The organism is Streptomyces sp. IBSBF 2435, assembly GCF_036815005.1.
GTDB lineage: Bacteria > Actinomycetota > Actinomycetes > Streptomycetales > Streptomycetaceae > Actinacidiphila.
In genome coordinates, this window is the sequence record NZ_JAJSYW010000061.1 from 1 (window position 1) to 14,681 (window position 14,681).

At 71.9% G+C, this 14,681-nt stretch carries 13 protein-coding genes; 7 read left to right on the plus strand and 6 right to left on the minus strand.

Going from position 1 to position 14,681, the window contains the following annotated elements; translation table 11 throughout:
- The 3 genes from V7E46_RS14460 to eccE form a co-directional block, all read right to left on the minus strand.
- On the minus strand, window positions 1–1,047 hold a 1,047-nt coding region (locus V7E46_RS14460; RefSeq protein ID WP_333768796.1), incomplete at its 3' end, for an SCO5717 family growth-regulating ATPase.
- 436 nt (window positions 1,048–1,483) lie between these two features.
- Window positions 1,484–2,272, minus strand: a complete 789-nt coding sequence (locus V7E46_RS14465) for a hypothetical protein (protein ID WP_443054157.1) — start codon at window positions 2,270–2,272, stop codon at window positions 1,484–1,486.
- Window positions 2,272–3,573: a type VII secretion protein EccE gene (gene eccE, locus V7E46_RS14470; protein WP_333768797.1), complete on the minus strand. Its 1,302-nt coding sequence runs from the start codon at window positions 3,571–3,573 to the stop codon at window positions 2,272–2,274. Before eccE ends, V7E46_RS14465 begins: the two co-directional genes overlap by 1 nt.
- 167 nt (window positions 3,574–3,740) lie before the next feature.
- On the opposite strand from eccE, the gene eccB reads away from it, so the two are divergent.
- The 7 genes from eccB (at window position 3,741) to mycP (V7E46_RS14505) (ending at window position 10,969) form a co-directional block, all read left to right on the plus strand.
- A complete protein-coding gene (gene eccB / locus V7E46_RS14475; RefSeq protein WP_333768798.1) occupies window positions 3,741–5,243 on the plus strand; it encodes a type VII secretion protein EccB in 1,503 nt (500 codons plus the stop codon).
- An 84-nt stretch (window positions 5,244–5,327) separates the two neighbouring features.
- A complete protein-coding gene (locus V7E46_RS14480) occupies window positions 5,328–5,816 on the plus strand; it encodes a hypothetical protein (protein WP_333768799.1) in 489 nt (162 codons plus the stop codon).
- Between the two features lie 46 nt (window positions 5,817–5,862).
- Window positions 5,863–7,386 carry a WXG100 family type VII secretion target gene (locus tag V7E46_RS14485; protein ID WP_333768800.1) on the plus strand — a complete coding sequence of 508 codons (1,524 nt, stop codon included), beginning with the start codon at window positions 5,863–5,865 and terminating at the stop codon, window positions 7,384–7,386.
- Between the two features lie 43 nt (window positions 7,387–7,429).
- On the plus strand, window positions 7,430–8,803 hold the full coding sequence (gene mycP / locus V7E46_RS14490; RefSeq protein WP_333768801.1) for a type VII secretion-associated serine protease mycosin: 1,374 nt from the start codon (window positions 7,430–7,432) through the stop codon (window positions 8,801–8,803).
- Window positions 8,804–8,941: 138 nt separating this feature from the next.
- Window positions 8,942–9,280 carry a WXG100 family type VII secretion target gene (locus tag V7E46_RS14495; protein WP_333768802.1) on the plus strand — a complete coding sequence of 113 codons (339 nt, stop codon included), beginning with the start codon at window positions 8,942–8,944 and terminating at the stop codon, window positions 9,278–9,280.
- 45 nt (window positions 9,281–9,325) lie between these two features.
- Window positions 9,326–9,622 carry a WXG100 family type VII secretion target gene (locus tag V7E46_RS14500; protein ID WP_329174100.1) on the plus strand — a complete coding sequence of 99 codons (297 nt, stop codon included), beginning with the start codon at window positions 9,326–9,328 and terminating at the stop codon, window positions 9,620–9,622.
- A gap of 144 nt (window positions 9,623–9,766) precedes the next feature.
- Entirely contained in the window at window positions 9,767–10,969 is a 1,203-nt protein-coding gene (gene mycP, locus V7E46_RS14505) for a type VII secretion-associated serine protease mycosin (protein WP_333768803.1), read from the plus strand.
- A gap of 90 nt (window positions 10,970–11,059) precedes the next feature.
- Here mycP (V7E46_RS14505) and V7E46_RS14510 read toward each other — a convergent pair whose 3' ends face one another.
- From V7E46_RS14510 to V7E46_RS14520, 3 genes are all read right to left on the minus strand, one after another.
- Window positions 11,060–12,358 (minus strand): YrhB domain-containing protein, encoded by a 1,299-nt coding sequence (locus tag V7E46_RS14510; RefSeq protein ID WP_333768804.1) that lies wholly within the window; start codon window positions 12,356–12,358, stop codon window positions 11,060–11,062.
- 4 nt (window positions 12,359–12,362) lie between these two features.
- Window positions 12,363–12,719, minus strand: a complete 357-nt coding sequence (locus tag V7E46_RS14515) for a YrhB domain-containing protein (protein WP_329174094.1) — start codon at window positions 12,717–12,719, stop codon at window positions 12,363–12,365.
- Window positions 12,720–12,838: 119 nt separating this feature from the next.
- Window positions 12,839–14,536 carry a putative T7SS-secreted protein gene (locus V7E46_RS14520; RefSeq protein WP_333768805.1) on the minus strand — a complete coding sequence of 566 codons (1,698 nt, stop codon included), beginning with the start codon at window positions 14,534–14,536 and terminating at the stop codon, window positions 12,839–12,841.
- Window positions 14,537–14,681 lie beyond the last annotated feature (145 nt).

A 14,681-nucleotide genomic window follows, 5' to 3' on the forward strand; every position in this document is an offset into this window, starting at 1 on the left:
GGGCGGGGGATAGGCGGCGGGCGGTCCCTGCGGCGGAACGGCCGGAACGACCGGCGGCGCAACGGGGGAAGGGAAGGACTGGGAGCTCTCCGGGGTCGGATACTGCGGTTCCGCGCGCTCGAAGTGCGGCGGCAGCGGCGGCACCGCGCTCTGCGGCGCCGCCGGGGCCCATGGCGCGGGCTCGGCAATGGGCGGCGTCTGCGGAAGCGGCGCCCACGCGGCCGGCGGGCCTGCGGCGGGCGCATCTTCGGGAACGGCGTCCTGCGGCGGCGCCTGCTCCGGCTCGGGCCGCACCTCTGGCTCGGGCCGCACTTCCTGCGCGGCCGCCGCTATGGGTGCGGCCTCCTCGGGCACTTCGGCTGCCTGCTGCGGCGGACGCGGGTCCGCCTGTGCGACGTCCTCGATCCGCACGCCGGCCCGCTCCTCGATCTCCTGCCGCAGCGCGGCGGGGGAGAACCGTACGGTCTCGCGGCCCACCAGGTCGCCGCGCGACTCCGGATCGTCCGCTTCCTCCGCCACCGGCCGGGCTTCCGGCGCGGCCTCGGGCGCGGTCTCCGGCCCCGGAGCCGGCTCGGGGGCCGGGGCAGCGGCGGCGGCCTCGGCAGCGGCGGGCGAGACCGGGGTGCCGGACCACGCGGGGCGCTCGGCCGGGGCGCTCGGCGCCTCGGGCGCCTGCGGCGCGGTGGGCACCGACCAGGGCGCCCCGCCGGCCAACGGCGCGGCCTCTGCCGCGGGTTCCTCCGGTGTGCGCGGCGGCGGCACCTCCCACACCGGCACCCGTGCCGTCACGTCCTCGGCCGCCGGTCCGCCCGGCTCCGGCGCGGCCGGGGCCTCGGGCGCCGCAGGAACCGGCGCCTCGGCGGGCGCGTGCAGCGGCGGCTGCGGCACGGCCATGGCCGCGTTCTCGTCGCCGCTCCCGCTGCCGTTCTGCATGTACCACGCCGGCGGAGTGAAATCGAAGCGGTACTCGCCCGTCACGTCGCCGTCGGCCGGTTCCTCGACAGGGGCGGCCCCGCCCGCGCGGTTGTCGTCCCGATCGCTGTCCACTGTGCCTCCCGGTCTGCGTCGGGGAGCTTCCTGTAGCCGGCTCCCCGCCCCGTGCGCCGCAGGGCAAGTGCCCTTTCGCCACTGTCCTGCCGCTCTCGACGGACAGCCTAATCGCCGGGAGACGTCCGCCGTCAGGCCGTCCGGTTGCGCTCAGCCCATTCCCACGCCTTCGCGTCCCGCCGACCGGTGCGGATGCGCCTTCTGCCACCCGGCGCGATGTGGCCCGACACGGCTGTCCCCCCGCACCCTGGCGACGGTGCGGCCCTCCCCACACTACGACCCGCCGTGGCTCCCCGTACCCCCGAAGCCCGCCTTCTCCGTCGTAAGGCGTACCCCCGCGGGAGCGTGGGACATTGCGCGGCCGAACCGCGGCCGACGCAATGGTGACGCCGCGACAGCACGTGGTGCGGCGTGCGGAAGCCGCGGGCGTTCCGGCTCAGTCCATGCGACGGGCCTCCCCCAGGAGGCCCACCTCCGCGTCGGTCGGCTGGAGCAGCACGAACTGCCGGTGCTGCGGGGTGCCCCAGAGCATGACGCCGTCGCCGAGCGCTGGCAGCGCCGCCGCCTCCTCGCGGGTCAGCCGCAGCACCTTCGCCAGGATCTCCGCCTCCGGCGGGGAGACCCGCTGGACGCCCACGAGCCCTGCCTCGCCCAGCAGCCTGGGCGCCTGCGGGCCGAGGAAGGGCAGCAGCGTCAGCACCGCCTGCCACGGCGCCTTCGCGAGGCGGCTGCGCGGCGGATAGGTGCCGCAGTCCCGTACGACCAGCACCGGGCTGGACACGGTCGGCCCCTGGGAGGGGAGTTCCTTCACGTCGTGCACCGTCATGCACTGCTGGCCGCCGCCCGCGGCCTGCGCCAGCGGCGTCCAGACCTGCGGGCGGGCCGACTCGACCGCCACCCGCGCCCCGGTGCCGACCGCGCGCAGCGCCAGTACCTGGGCGGTCCACACGCTGCCGATCACCACGACGTCCAGCTGCGCGGGCCGGAAGAGGCCGAGGACCGCGGGATTGCCGGCCTCGTCGATGCCCGCCACCACCCCGTCGTCGCCCAGCGGCAGCGACATGGTGTCGAGCTGGCTCGCCGACAGGCCGTGCAGGTCCCGCCGCGGGCCGCGCAGCCCGAATCCCGGCCTGGCGCTGCGGCGCTGCCGGGGCACGGACGGGTCAGGCTCGCCGCCCGGCCGCATCCCTGTGCGCGGCCCCTGGTGCATCGGCTGACCGGTCATCAGCTGGTCCCTCCCAGCGGCAGCGTGGCCAGCACACCCGGCAGCTGCTCGCGGTCGAGCCGCACCAGTCCCACCTTGTGCTGGCGCGCCACCCGCTCCAATTCCCGGCGCGCCGAGGTGAGCTGGCGGTCGTCGCGGGCCGTTATCCGTACGTACGCGCTCAGCGCCGGGGTCCGCCCGGTGCCGCGGCTCAGCGTCAGGGCGAAGCTTCCGGCCATCGCGGGCACCGCGGTAAGGGCGGTGACCGTACGGGCCGTGGGCAGTGCTCCGCCGCCCTGCGGCCAGCGCCCCACCCAGTACGTGGTGTGCCAGCGGTCGTCGCAGCGCCAGGCGCGGCTGCGCTCCAGCGTCCTGCGCTGACCGGTGCCGATGCGCCCGGCCAGCGCCGTCGCCAGCGGATTGACGCCCGCCGACGTGGCCAGCGCGGCGGTCAGCTCCTCCTCGTCCAGCACCGACGCCTCGAACCCGGCCCCCGCCATCCTGCTGGCCACATGGTCCGCCGCTCGCAGCACCGCACGCTGGGCGCCGCCGAGCCCCCCGCCGCGGGCCAGCACCGCCTCGGGACACAGTTCGGGATCCAGCTTCAGCGCCACCCAGGTCACCCGGATCGCCGGCGTCCCGTACTGCGCCTGCAACGGCCCGTACGACACCGCCGCGACCGCCTGCGGCGGCAGGTGCGGCGCGGGGGCGGGCTGGACGTGCTGCACGACCTGGACGGACGCCAGCGCTATGTCGTCGATCTCCAAGGCGTCGTAGAGCAGGCCCAGCGGCATCGGCCTGGCCGTACGCAGCGGTTCGTCCCGCGACTGCACGAGCAGCACCGCCGTCAGGAACGTACCGTCGCCCACCATCCCGACGCTGCGGTCCCGCCGCCGCCCGGAGAAGGTGTACGTGCGCAGCGCCGGATCGCATTCGGTGATCGGCGCCAGCGCCGGGTCGATGAGCCCCGAAGCCGCGGTAATTGCCGCGCCGCCCAGTGTCCCCGGCTCCCGCGCGGCCTCCCTGGCCGCCTCGCGCTGCCTGCGCCGCATCGCCATCACGCTGGTCAGCCACTCGGGCAGCGGCCTGCCCCGCCGACGTACCACGGCCGCGGCCACCAGCACGGCCGCCACCACCGAGCAGGGCACCAGCACCGCACGTCCGGCCGCCGCGCCGATCAGCACCAGGGCCGCGGCCACCTCGACCAGGGCCAGCTGATGCAGGCGGAGTACGCCTATCCGCCCGGGGCGCGAACTCAGATGCAGCGCGGCCGGCGCGGGGCCCTGCCTGCGATCACGGCGTGCTGTGCTTGCGGTGGTCATCCCCCTGCGCCCTCCGTCGTGCGGCGTCATGATGTCCGTTCACCGTACCGGTGTCGTAGTACATGAGGCGCACGCGGCATAGTAAGGGGCCGACCCTGCCAACGCGATGGCACGGTGCCTGGCGGCAGCGGGTCCGACCGGACGTCACCCGGGGGGAAAACGGAACGATGGCCTCACGCAAGGAACAGCTCAACGCCTACACCTTCGCGCGCAAGCGCGTGGTGGCGGCCTTTCTCCAGCCCAGCCCTGCCGGCTCGGACGAAGGAGCCCCGCGGCCGCTGCGCACGCTCGTCCCCGGCATCGTCATCGGCGCGGTACTGCTGGCGGGCTTCGGCGCCTGGGGGCTGATCAGCCCCTCCGTGCCGCACGGCTGGGACGAGCCGGGCAAGCACGTGATCGTCGCCGACGAGTCCACCACGCGTTACGTCGTGCTGAACGACGCCGACAGCCACAAGCCCGTGCTGCACCCGGTGCTGAACATGGCGTCGGCGCGGCTGCTGCTCGACCCCGGGTCCTACGACGTCATCAAGGTCAAGGAGTCCGTGCTCGACCACAGCGGGCTCAAGCACGGTGCCACCATAGGGATCCCCTACGCGCCCGACCGGCTGCCCAGCGCCGACGACGCGGCCAAGGCCAAGGTCTGGGCGGTCTGCGACCGGCCCGGCGGCGGCACCAGCCACACCGTCCAGCAGGCGGTGTTCGTGCTCGGCGGCGACGAAGCCGCCGCCATGGGCGGCCCGTCCGCGCTCAGCGGCGACCAGGTGCTCTACGTGCAGAACCTGGACGGCGTCGAATACCTCGTCGACCGCGAGGGCACCAAATTCGAACTGGGCGGCCCCGACCCGAAGGCCCGCGCCCCGCAGGAGATGAGCCTGCTGCTGCGCACGCTCTTCGGCGAGAACCTGGAGCCGCAGACCGTCTCCGACGCCTGGCTCGCCTCGCTGGACACCGGGACCCCCATCTGGTTCCCGAAACTGACGGGCGTCGGCAGCCCCGCCGACGTGGACGGGGTGCCCGCGGGCCACTCCTCGGTCGGCACAGTGCTGGAGGCCACCTCCGCGGCGGGCGACGAGTATTACGTCATCACCAAGGACGGCATCGCACCGATCACCCGGTTCGCCGCGCTTCTGCTGCAGCAGAAGAACAATCAGCCCGACCCGGTGAAGACCAGCATCCCGGTCAGCCGGCAGCCCTCGTTCCTGCCCTCCGACTGGCCGCAGGGCGACCCCAGCCAGGTCAACACGTCGCAGGGCGACTCACCCCGCGACGTCTCCTGCAGCGTCCTGCACGGCGGCGCGACCGCGACGGCCGGGCCGCAGCTCACCTTGTGGGCGGGCAAGGACTACCCCGAGCAGATCGTCGAGGGCGCGACCAGCGCCTACGTCACGCCCGGCAGCGGCCTGCTCTACCAGGAGGTCAGCGGCACCGACACCAGCGGCGGCACGCTGTTCCTGGTCACCGACACCGGGCTGCGCTACGCCGTCCAGCGCAACAACGACAGCGCCGCGGCCAACAAGGCGGCCACCTCGAAGCAGGAGACCGACCAGGCCGCGGTCCGGCTCGGATACCCCGACGTCAAGCCGATGTCGATCCCGTCCGCCTGGTCCGAACTTCTCCCTAAAGGGCCGGCCCTGGACACGCAGAGTGCGGCACAACCGCAGGGATCCTGATCGCCCCCTTGACGGAGAAATGGGTAAACTGGTGTCAGGTGGTGTCTGTGGCCACCGGTGTCACGGGGGAGGGACGACGTTCGGATGGAAGCACCAGTAGGTGGCGCAGTAGGCAGTCTGCACGTTGCGCTGGAGGATCTGCGCAGCTTCAAGACGCGCGTGGACGGGTTGCTCGACGAGCTGGACGGTTCGCTCGTCGCACCCACGAAGATCGGTCAGGAGCGGGTCAAGTCCGCCCAGATCGGCACCGGTTTCGCCGAGGCCAACGACCTGATGAAGGCGTACAGCTACGTCCACGGCCAGCTCGAACAGCTCTCGCAGACGCTGGCCAACCAGATCGAGGCGATGAGTCTGTCGCTGCACGTCGGGCACTCGACCTTCAGGAACGTCGACCTCGGCACCCAGCGCAAGCTCCTCGACCTCAACGACGAGATCGTCCAGGCGTACAACCCGAAGCTCGACCCGAACGCGGCGAAGACGAACCCCGCGGCGCATCCCGCCGGCGACACCTCCGGGGCGAACGGCTCCAACGGCGGCGGCGGTTCGACGGCGGGCAGCGGGGGCGTCGGATGACCGGCCGCCGCACGGACGACGACGGAACGGAAGACGGGGGCAGGACATGACGGGCACGTCAGGGAGCACTCCCGGGGGCGGGTTGTTCGACAACGTGGTGAGGACGATCGAGAAGGCGCTCGACTTCTCCCGCACGGACTTCGAGTCGTTCTCGCACGAGGCGATGCTGGACATGGTCCAGCACGCCGACCCCGAGGCACTCGCCGGCTTCGGCGACCGCCTCACCACGGCCGTCACCAAGATCAACCAGATCGGCACCGACCTCAACGACCACATCGCGTACGTGGACTGGGAGGGCACGTCAGGCGCGGCCTTCAAGGAGTGGGGCAAGAACGTCGCCAAGTCCACGCTGGCGCTGGGCGACTACGCCGACTCCACCGGCAAGGCGCTGACGGCCGCCGCCGACACGCTGCGCACGGTCAAGCGCGACATCCCGAAGGTCCCGGCCGGCCCGAAGGCCACGTACGCCGCCCTGCACGCCGACCCGGCGGCCCGCCACGACCCCGACGGCCAGAAGGCCATCTCGCAGGCCCACACGCAGCTGGAGACCGCCCGCATCCAGGCGGCGGACCAGATGCACAAGCTGGCGCAGTCGTACTCGTTCTCGGCGGCGATCATCAACAACGCGCAGCCGCCTACGTATCCGCCGATGCCGGCGACGTTCGTGCCGCCGCCGGACGCGCGTAACATCGCCCATGAAACGTACGGTTCAACGGGCGGGTCGCCCGCCCCGTACACATCGAGCGCCAGTGGCAGCTCGAAGCATTCGGTGAAGCCCGCCGAGCACAGCGAACTGCGGAAGGTCCCGGTCAGCGACGGCCTGTCGCACGTGTCCACGACGGGTCAGCCGGTCGCGACGGCGCCGGACAACACCGCCCCGCCGGTCACGCAGATCCAGTCGGCGGGTCCGCTGACTCCGGTCGCTCCGACCCAGCCGGGCCCGCTGGCGCCGAACTCCGGCGGTGGGGGCGGCGGTCCCATTCTCAGCGGGCCGAACCTCGGCAACACGTTCCAGCCGATCCCCAACCAGAACCAGCAGTTCGGCGGCACCGGACCCACGCTGCCGAACCAGCTGCGGAATGTCGAGCCGGTCAACACGGCCAGTGGGCCGCGCGGCGCGAACGGCACTTTCAACCCCCGGAACATGACGGGATCGCCCGCCGAGGAGATCGGCGCCGCACCACCCATGCGGCGGAGCACGACCAACGGAATCTACGGCGGCCGCCCGACGAGCGAGCCGGAGATGTTCGGTGGCCGTGCGCAGGGCCAGGTGCCCCGTGGCAGCGTCATCGGCGGCCGGGGAGCCGCCGCGCGGATGCCTGCCGCTGGTATGGCGGAGGGTGGCAGCCCTGGTATGGGTGGCCGCAATGCCATGAACCGTGGCAGCGCAGGCCGGTTGGCGAGTGAGCCGGGCGGAGTCGTGGGCCGGACACCGGCCGGCGAGTTCGCGCCGGGCTCCACCCGCTCCGACCGTGACCGGCGTCGCAATAACCGCCGTCCCGATCACCTGATCGAAGAGGACGACTGGATCCCGACCCGAGACGATGTCGCACCGCCCGTGATCGACTGACTCAACGGCGACCCGACCGAGCCGTACCGCGAGGAGAAGAGCGATGAAACGCCGGGCACGTACCTGGGTACCGCGTGCCCTGGCTGTCGTCGCCGCAAGTGGCGCCCTGGTGCTTGGCATCGGGGCGCTGCCCGCGCAGGCGCAGACCCTCCGCCAGATGGAGTGGCATATTGACGCGATGCGGCTGCCGGAGGCCTGGAAGATCAGCAAAGGCGAAGGCATCACCGTCGCAGTAATCGACACAGGCGTCGATCGTTCGATCCCGGACCTGAAGGGGCAAGTTCTTGACGGGAAGAGCTTCACCTACCCCGTCGGCTCGCCGTACGAAGACAAAGACGGTCATGGGACGGCAATGGCCAGCCTCATCGCAGGTACTGGGGCTGCAGAAAGCGATACAGGGGCCATTGGTGTGGCACCGGACGCCAAGATCTTGCCGATCCGGATCTTGAATGATCCTCGGGATACAAACGAAGCCGCCAGTGCCGAGACGTTTACGGCAGAACTTGACAAGGCGCTGCGGTATGCGGCTGACAGTCAAGCGAGAGTGATCAGCGTCTCGCAGGAAGTGCCTGCCACATCATTGCGGCCGCAGGACGTTGCAGCGCTGCAGGACGCTGTCGACTACGCGAGGGCCAAGGGCAAGCTCATCATCTCCGGTTCTGGAAATTCGGGTGAACAGGGCAGTCCTGTGGAGTATCCGAGCGCGAGCCGCGGTGTCGTGGGCATCGGAGCATTGGACCGCAACGGGAAGGCGCTTGGCCTCTCCACCAAGGGACCGCAAGTCGATTTGTCAGCGGTTGGCGGCGACATCTCCGCAGCCTGCCCGAGCGGCATCCGGCCGCACTGTGTTGCTACTGGCAGCGGTACCAGCAACTCCACCGCCCTCACCTCCGGTTCCGCCGCCCTCCTCTGGTCCGCTCACCCCACGTGGACCGCCAACCAGGTGCTGCGGGTCCTGCTGAACACCGCGTCGAAGCCCACCGACGGCGCGGAGCGGAACGACTCGATCGGCTACGGCGCGGTGCGGCCGCGGGTGGCCCTCCAGACGCCGGGGGACCCCGGGCCGGCCGACGTCTACCCGTTGGCCGAGCACGAGGGCTGGCAGCAGTCGGCGCAGCCGTCCCCGGCGCCGACGTCCGGCGCCGCCGGAACCGCCGCGCCGGCCCCGTCGTCCTCCACCTCGCAGAAGGCCGTGGCCACGGGCCCCGGCGGAGGCGGCAGTTCGACGCCGTGGATCGCCGCCGGCGCGGCCGTCGTGGTGCTCGCGGCGGGCGGTACGGCGCTGGCGGTACGCAGTCGGCGCCGACGTACGGCCGCACCGGCTTTTGTGGCGCAACCGCTACAACCGCCACCGCCACCGCAGCAACAGCCGCCGTATGGTGGATACCGGCCGCCTCCACCGCCGCCGCCCTACTAGGCCACCACGAGGGCCTGAGGGCACAACTGGGAGCGAAGGGTTCCCTGTTGGGATCGACAGGTGGTGTGGCTAGAGTGAGCGGGTAACGTATTCGCCCGCGACGACGTACACGCGATTGCATGGGGGAGGGCAGAATCCATGACTGCCGGAATGAAAGTCACAGCGGCTTCGCTGGCCAAGCTGGAATCCGACATCACCGACATGGTCGGCTCGATGGACCGTCAGGTGAAGGCGCTTCAGACGGTGATCGACAACCTCGAAGGCCATTGGCGGGGTATCGGCGCCAACGCCTTCAACTCGCAGCAGAGCCTGATCAATGAGGACCACCGCGTACTGGCGATCCTGCTCAACAAGATCAAGGAAGCCGTGCACGACACCAACCTCACCTCGGGCTCGACCGATGAGGATGTCCTTCAGGACATGAAGAGCATCGACATCAACGGCAGCGCCGCGGGCAGCGGCATCGCCGGCCTCTGACGACCACGCCACGAGCCGTACCACTCACTTCCATGGGGGACACACATGTCTGATCCCGGTGAACTCAAGGTCACATACTCCTCGCTGGACGAGGCCGCCGGCGCGATCAAGCAGCAGGCCGGCCAGCTGGAGGCCGACCTGGACAACCTGCTGACCCGCGTCCGCGCCGTCGCCGCGTACTGGGAGGGCGACGCGCAGACCGCCTTCCACGCGGTCGCCAACGAGTGGGGCAACCGTACGCACCACATGCACGACGTGCTGGAGTCGATCGCCAGCAAGGTGCAGATCGCGAGCGGTCACTACAACGCGGCCGACAAGAAGGCCGCGTCGTACTTCGGCTGACACTGACCGGCTGTGCGGCCGACCCGGACCGGCCGGCCGTCACGGCCGACCGGCGGGTCGGCGACAGGCCTGCCCATCGGGGCGTACGGGCCGAGGAGAGGCGTCGTGAGGGTTGCAGGGCCGCCGTGTCGGCGTGCGGCGTCCGTGGCGGCTGCCGCCGCGGCACTGGCCGCGCTGTTGCCGGGAGTGATCCTGGGCACGGCGGCATCCGCGGCCGCCTCTCCTGTCCGGCCTGATTCGCCGCGGGCCGCCCAGCCGCTGGACGGCGACGGGCAGTGCACATTCCCCGCGCCGAACGTGAAGCAGATGCCCTGGTCGTTGCAGCGCATGCTGGTGAACCAGCTGTGGCAGAGCACCAAGGGCAAGGGCGTCAAGGTCGCGGTGATCGACTCCGGGGTGGACGTCAGGAATCCCCAGCTGGCCGGGGCGGTGGACCGCCAGGACAGCGTCGACCTGATCGACGCCAAGACCCGCGGCATCGTCGACCCGGTCGGGCACGGCACCGAGGTCGCCGGCATCATCGCGGCCCGCCAGTCGCCCTCCACCGGCTTTGTGGGCCTGGCGCCCGAGGCGACGATCATCTCGATCCGGCAGGCGGGCGAGGACGGCACCGGCACTGTGCCCCACCTGGTGACGGCGTTGCAGAAGGCTGTCGCCGCCCATGCCGAGGTCATCAACATCTCGCAGGACACGCCGCGCGGCACACCCGAGCTGGAGAGCGCCATCAAGGCGGCCCTGCAGGCCGACGTGGTGATCGTCGCCTCCGCGGGCAACGACGGCGGCGACGGCAAGGCGCGCACCACCTATCCCGGCGGCTACGCGGGAGTGCTGGCGGTCGGCGCTTCGGACCGCAACAACGAACGCGCCTCCTTCTCCCAGGCGGGCGGCTTCGTCGGCGTCGCCGCGCCCGGAGTGGACATGCTGTCCACCGTTCCCGGCGGCGGCCAGTGCGTGGACAACGGCACGAGTTTCGCCGCGCCATATGTCGCCGGTGTCGCGGCGCTGATCAGGGCCAAGCACCCGAAGTGGACCGCGCCGCAGGTCGTCGCGCAGATCGAGCAGACCGCGCAGCGCACCTCGCTCGGCCACAACTCCCTGGTCGGCTGGGGCGTCGTGGACCCGGTCCGCGCCCTCACCGACGACGGGAAGCCGATCGACGCGCCCACGCCCGACCCCGGAGTGCTCAAGGGCCGGGACCGGGTCGTGCCGGCCGCGCTGACCTTCGGGGACCCCGCCCGGCAGCGGCAGAAGCGCATCGCCGCGTATGTCGTGAGCGGGATGGCGGTGGCGCTGCTGCTGATCACCGGTACGACGGTGGCGCTGCGCGACCGCAGGCGCCGCTCCTGACCCGCCGGGCCCGCCTGAAGGCAGACCTCCCCGCGTGCCGGGAACGGCGCCCGCGGACGCGCGTGTACGGCCCTCAGCGCTACCGATTCCTCAGCGGTACCGAATCAGGTGCAGCGACCGCAGGCCTTCGCTCTCCAGCTCCGCCGGGGCGTCCCGTGCCGTGTCGATGAGCACCAGACCGGTCGGGGTCTGCGCGGCGATGCACAGCAGTCCCACCGACTCCCGGCCGCGCCGGTCGTTCCTGCGCACCCACACCACGGACCGCGAGCCCTGCGGCATGCCCATCACCTCGGCCAGCACGGTCTGCCAGTCGGTGAAGTCGGTGACCGACAGCACCGCGCCGAGCGGGGTCATCGTCGGCTCGAACCATGCCGCGGGGCCCGGCTCGGGCGGCAGCGGGAAGCCGTCGACGCCCGGCTGCGCGCCCTGGTCCCAGCGGCCCAGCCAGCCCCACGGGTCGGAGTTCGGCAGCCCGAACGGCACCGAGCCGTCCTTCGGCACCACCAGTGCCGCGTCCAGCATCGCGTGCTGCGGATGGCCGTCGGCCAGGAAGGCGCGGGTGTTGCACGCGAAGAGCCAGCCGCGGGCCGTCTCGTCGGCGGGGGACGGGTCCACCAGGGCGACCTGGCCGCCGTGCACATGGTCGAGCCACGCCTCGGCGGCGCGTACCGCGGCCGGCAGATCGGCGGCGCCGCGCCCGGCCCGTACGGCGGCGGACGGTGCGGACGGCGGCGGTATCCGGGCCAGGACGATCTCGCGGACGTTCTCGGTCTCCAGCCGGGCGAGCCGCTGGGCCTGCGGGTCGAGCAGCGCGACCCGGCCGTCCTTGTTGTGCGCGTAGAGCAGATGGCCGGTCGCTTCGGCGCCGTGCAGTTCACGGCGCACCCAGACCACGCCCGCGGTGCCGGGCCCCGGCTCGCCGACCGCGGCGATCACCGTGTCCCAGTCCGGGCACGGGCCGACCTCGGCCGTGGGGAAGTAGCGCAGCAGGAAGTCGTCCCACCAGGTGGCACCCTCGTGCGAGGACTGCCAGGGCAGCGCCGTCGCGGGCGCTCCGCCGGCGGTCGCGTGCGCCGCGAGCACCGCGCCCCTGGCGTTGGTCCTGCGGGCCTGCGCGGCGGGTTCCCTGGGCCGCGGGTCGCGTTCGAAGTCGGCCAGGTCGCCCCACGGGTCGTCGGTGGCCGGGTGGAAGGGCGGCATGCCGTTCTTCGGCACGCACACCAGCGACGTCAGTATCGGCGCGGGCGCGGCGGCGCCCGCCACCGGCAGCGGCGCCGTGCTGAAGACCCAGGTCTGCGGGGTCTCGGCGACCGGCGTGCGCGCCAGCTCCATCGGGACGTCGTAGGCCGCGCCGAGCCATTCCCTGGCCAGCAGATACGCGTCGGTCATGTGCTCACGCCCCGGCCGGCGGCGTGCCGGTCCACACGGTGCCGAAGGCGCGCGGGTCCGTGAGCCGGCTCAGCCGCTCGGGCCACACCCCGTCCTCGCACCATGCCAGGCCCTCCTCGGCGGTCAGCGCGCTGGGCGTGAAGTCGATCAGCGAGCCGTCCTTGAAGACCACGAGCTGGCGCACCATCGGCGCCTGGGTGAAGTCCCCGGTGTCGATGTGCTCCTGCGAGTCGAAGGCCACGGTCCACGCCAGCCGGTGCTCCGCCGTCCCCGCGGGCTCGATCACGATGGTCGGCGGTCCGTCGCCGTACCTGTCCCGAAGGAACGCCCTGGCGGCGGCGAGCGCCTCCTCCTCGGTCATCACAGCTGCACCTTTCTTCGTTGTTCCGCGCCGTGCGGGGTTTCGGCCGGGGGCCGGACGGGGGCGCCAAGCGGTCTGACGGGGTCGGGCTGTGCCGGACGGATGTCGGACCGACCAGGCTACTTGTACGGCATGTATCTGATCGACACGCCGGACTCGAGGTTGGCGAGGCGGCCGGTCTGCCCGTCGAGGAAGACGACGCCGTTGCCGTCCTTGACGACGTTGAAGACATGCGCGGTGCCGCCGGTCTGGCGGCCGATGTATACGACGCCGCGCGATCCCTCGCCCCGCGCGTTCATGTCCTTGATGATGTCGTCGTAGCTGCCGACGTCCTCCCACTTGGCGCCGGGATTGCCCAGCCTGGAGGGGCTGGGCCACTGGGGCGACTGCAGCGGGGTGGCCTTGGAGGGCATGCCGTCGAGGCGCTCGTTGACCGCCTCCACGTTCTTCGAGCAGTTCTGGGTGTAGCCGGGCTTGCCGGTCTCGTTGACGTCCTTGAGCCACGGGTATTCGTCGTGCAGGAATCTCGCTTCCTCGGCCGGGGTCATCGAACCCTGGTGGAAGGCCTCGCTCTTGACGTCGGAGGTGGCCCTGGCGAGGCCCTTCCACTTGCTGCCGCTCTGCGCGGCGTCCTTCGCGGCCTGCTCCGCGGCGTCCTTGCCCGCGCCCGCGACGCCCGCCTTGGCGCCCGCGCTGCCGCCGTCGGTTGCCAGGGCCATGATGATGTTGCCGACCAGCCGGCCGCCCGCCTCGTCGCCGTCCGAGCCCCATCCGCTGCCGAGCAGGATGCCGGGCAGCCGCTCGGGGTGCGCGGTCATGTCCACCAGGCCGGCGGCAGTGGAATTGAGGTGGGTCAGGTACTGCGCCGGGTGGGTGAGGTTGTACGGGTCCGTCGGGTTCAGGCCGCGGACGAACTTCAGCATGTCGGTGCCGCTGCGTATGAGGCCGCCCGCGAAATGCTCCATCCGGACCGGCGTCGCCTTGAGGAAGTCGCCGCCGTCGCCCTTCATCCGGTCGGTGAAATCCGGTTTCGCCGGCGCGAGCGCGGTGGCGGCGCGGACCTTGGTCTCCGCCTCGCCCGCGACCGTGTCGCGCTGCTTGCGGGCCGAGTTGAGGATGTCCTTGGCGTGGCTCTTGTCGGCGGCGCCGGGGTCGACGAAGGCGTCGGGAGCCACCGGGGGCCTGCCGGGGTCGCCGTTGCCGTCCGCCAGCTCCTTGTAGTCGGCCAGGTCCTTGTTGTACTGGTCGACCTTGGTGTTGTACGCCGTCGCGGCCTTCTTCCGCGCCTCGGTGCCCTGCTTCCACAGCCGGACGGCCTCCTTGGCCTGGCCCTGCGCCCAGTCCACGGTGAAGGCGTAGTGCTCCAGCGCGTCCGAGGCGTCCTGGCAGGCGGTCGCGGCCTTGGCCCACTTCGGCGGCTGCGAGGCGAACTTCGCTGTGAAGGCGTCGGCGCCCGAGCCCTCCCAGCTGCCGGGGTCGAGGTGGGTCAGACCGGTGTGGCCGGTGTCGAAGGCGGCGTGGAAGCGGCTGAGATGGCCGGAGACCTCGCGGATCTTCGCCGAGTCGCCGTGCACCAGTTCCTTGGGCTCCTCGCTCTGGCCGAGCTGCTGCTCGTCGACGTGCGCGCCCAGGTCGTCGGCGATCGCGTCGCCGTGGTCCTCGACCCAGTCCGCCGCGTCGTGCAGGCCGACGTGGTCGAGTCCGTCACCGACGAAATGGGCTCCGTCGTCGATCAGTTCGCCGGCCTTCTGCTTGGCTTTGCCGAGCAGTTTCTCGCCACCGTCGCCGATCTTGTTGATCAGACTTCCGAGACCCATCAGCCCACCCCCGCGGTGCTGTTCTGTGACGCCGGTCGGTGGCCGGTCCGCCTGTGACTGTGCTGCTGCTGTGGCTCATCTTCTCAGGTTTCGGCCACGAGTTGCATCCTCAGGAGCCGAACGGCCAGGCCAGGCGGGGCGACAG